Source organism: Rhizobacter sp. (genome assembly GCF_031412495.1).
GTDB lineage: Bacteria > Pseudomonadota > Gammaproteobacteria > Burkholderiales > Burkholderiaceae_C > Schlegelella_A.
The window spans coordinates 1-2,992 of the sequence record NZ_JANODC010000155.1 but is presented as its reverse complement, the minus strand read 5'-3'; the positions used below and the strand labels follow the sequence as shown (position 1 = coordinate 2,992).

The following is a 2,992-nucleotide window of genomic DNA, read 5'->3' as shown; positions in this document are numbered from 1 at the left end:
GCGCCCAGCCGAGCGTACCGGCCGGCGCGGGGCGCCGTGCGGCGGGTACCGCGCCGCTCGCGCGCGCGGTCGGGGGCGACGCCGCTGCAACGTCGGCCGACATGCCGGGACGCACCGTCGCCTCGAAGGCCTTGAAGAAGTAGTCGGTGATCTTGGCCGCCGTGGCGTCGACGAGGCGCGAGCCGATCTGCGCCATCTTGCCGCCGACCGTGGCGCGCGCCAGGTAGGCCAGCCGCGTCGCGGCCTCGCCCTCGGCGACGAGCTTCACGTCGGCCGAGCCCTTGCCGAACCCGGCCGCGCCGCCCTGTCCGTCGAAGTGGATGGTGTAGCCGTTCGGCGGGCTCACGTCGGTCATGCGCAGGTTGCCCCGGAAGCGCGCGCTGACCGGACCGATCTTGATGGCGACCACCGCGGCGAAGGCGTCCGGCCCGGTGCGCTCGAGCGACTCGCAGCCGGCGATGCAGGCCTTCAGCGTGTCGGGATCGTTGAGCGCCGTCCAGGTCGTGGCCAGCGGCGCGGCGATGAGGCGTTCACCCTTGAGTTCCATGCGCCGATTCTGCTATGCCGCCCGGCGCGGCGCGGGTGGGGTCTTCAGCGCCAGCGCCAGGTCGGCCAGGCTCGCCAGGTTGTGGACCGGCAGGAAACGGTCGACATTCGGCAGGATGGCGCGCACGCCGGCCGCGCGCGGCTCGAAGCGGTCGAAGCGCAGCAGCGGGTTGAGCCAGACGATCTGCCGCGCGAACAGGCGCAGCTGGCGGGCGGCGCGGCTCAGGTCGCCGGTGTCGTCGCGGTCGAGGCCGTCGGTCACGAGCAGCAGCGCGGCGTTGGCGCCGAGCAGGCGCCGCGCCCACAGGTGGTTGAACTCGTCCAGGCAGGAGGCGATCCGCGTGCCGCCCTTCCAGTCCTCGACCTGCCGGCTGGCCAGCGCCATCGCCTGGTCCGGGTCGCGGTTGCGCAGGGCCCGCGTGATGTTGGTGAGGCGGGTGCCGAAGGTCAGCGTGTGCACCTTGAGGTAGCGCCGGGTCAGCCCGTGCAGGTAGTGCAGCATGAGGCGCGCGTAGCGGTCCATCGAGCCGGAGACGTCGAGCAGGACGACGATCGTCGGCAGCTCCGTGCGCGGCTGCCTGAAGCGGGGCACGAGCGTGTGCGGCTGGCGCACCATCGCCAGCATCGTGGCGCGTAGGTCGACTCGGCCGCGATTGCTCGTCGCATGGCGGCGGCGCCGCACCGGCGCGACCGGCAGCGGCACTTCCTCGGCGAGCTTCTTCGCCAGCTCGAACTCGGCTGCGGTCATCGACTCGAAGTCCGCGCTCTGCAGGCGCTCGCGGTCGGAAAAGGTGATGCTGGCCTCGAAGTCCAGCTGCTCTCGCCGATCGTCCGTGCGCGGCGCCGGCGACGACTCGCGCGGCGGTGCCAGGGCGTCGGCGAGGCGGGCCTGGCGCGCGGGGCGCAGGCGGTCGCCTCGCCCGGTGATCTTTGGCAGCAGCTGCGCCAACATCTGCTCGAGCAGCTTCGGGTCGCGCCAGAAGGCGGCGAAGGCGGCGTCGAAGAGGGCCTGCTGCTCGTGCCGGTCAAGCATCACGGCCGAGAGCGCGGCGTGCACGTCGTCCCGGCGGCCGAGCCCCACCGCCTCGATGGCCTCGAGCCCGGCCAGGACGCGATCCGGGCCGACCGCTAGGCCGGCGCTGCGCAGCAGGCGCGCGAAGTGGACGACGTTGTCAGCGAGCATCCGGCGCCGCCGGGTCGCCGTCGGCCGCCGCCCGGCCGAGCGCCTGCAGCTCGCCGAGCAGCTTGTGAACGTCGCCGCCCTGCATCTTGGCGATGTCGTCGCGGTGCTTGAGCAGCACGCCGAGCGTGTCGCGGACGTTCTCCGGCGCCAGGCTCATCGCGTTCAGCGCGACCAGGGCGTTGGTCCAGTCGATCGTCTCGGCGATGCCGGGCGGCTTGAACAGGTCGAGGCTGCGCATCCGCTGCACGAAATGGACGACCTGCGCGTACAGCCGCTCCGAGGCGCCCGGGGCGCGGATGCGCACGATATCCATCTCGCGCGCAGCGTCCGGGTAGTCGACCCAGTGGTACAGGCAGCGCCGCTTGAGCGCATCGTGGATCTCGCGCGTGCGGTTGCTGGTGATGACGACGATCGGCGTCGCGCCCGGCTCCGCCTTCACGGTGCCGAGCTCGGGAATGGTCAGCTGGTTCTCGGCCAGCACCTCGAGCAGGAAGGCGTCGAACGGCTCGTCGGCGCGGTCGAGCTCGTCGATCAGGAGCACCGGCGAACGCTCCTGCGTCAACGCCTGCAGCAGCGGCCGCTCGATCAGCATGGCGCGCGAGTAGAGGCTCTTGCCGAGGCGCTCGCGCGATGTCGCATCGCTCACCTCGTGCGCCGCCTCGGCCAGGCGGATCTCCATCATCTGCCGCGCCACGTTCCACTCGTAGGCGGTCTGCGCCACGTCGAGCCCCTCGTAGCACTGCACACGCAGCAGCAGCGTCGACAGCGCCCGTGCCAGCGTCTTCGCCAGCTCCGTCTTGCCGACCCCCGGCTCGCCCTCCACGAACAGCGGCCGCTTCAGCGTCAGCGCCAGGAAGACCGACGTCGCCAGCCGCCGGTCGGCGACGTAGTTCTCGCCGGCCAGCAGCTCGAGGACGGCGTCGACGGAGGTGGGAGTTGCGGGATGCGGCGTCATGTGTGAGCTCGAGCTTATTCTGGCGGGCCCTGGGGTTGGGCGGGCCAGTGGGTCCTATCCTGATGTTCAAGCACGGGGCGGAGGCCATCGGGTGGCCGACTCCGTTCATGTCCCCCGGTCCGAGGCGCCGCCTCGGACCTCCTCCTTTACTTCACTGCGTCGGCCACCCAATGCCCTCGACCCGACCGGCTACCGTCACCGCTGGGGAGAGGGCGCTGCAGGATCGGGATGGTGGGGCGCGCTGCGCTGCGAAGTAAAGGAGGAGGCCCCAGCGGCCAGGCTGGGGACGGGGGACATGAGCGGAGCAG

The 2,992-nt window shown here is 71.9% G+C and carries 3 protein-coding genes; all 3 read right to left on the bottom strand.

Going from position 1 to position 2,992, the window contains the following annotated elements:
• On the bottom strand, nucleotides 1–547 hold a 547-nt coding region (locus AC30N0_RS05630; protein WP_489516947.1), incomplete at its 3' end, for an SRPBCC family protein.
• Between the two features lie 12 nt (nucleotides 548–559).
• On the bottom strand, nucleotides 560–1,729 hold the full coding sequence (locus tag AC30N0_RS05625; protein WP_489516946.1) for a vWA domain-containing protein: 1,170 nt from the start codon (nucleotides 1,727–1,729) through the stop codon (nucleotides 560–562).
• Nucleotides 1,719–2,684 (bottom strand): AAA family ATPase, encoded by a 966-nt coding sequence (locus AC30N0_RS05620; RefSeq protein WP_489516945.1) that lies wholly within the window; start codon nucleotides 2,682–2,684, stop codon nucleotides 1,719–1,721. Before AC30N0_RS05620 ends, AC30N0_RS05625 begins: the two co-directional genes overlap by 11 nt.
• Nucleotides 2,685–2,992: the final 308 nt, after the last annotated feature.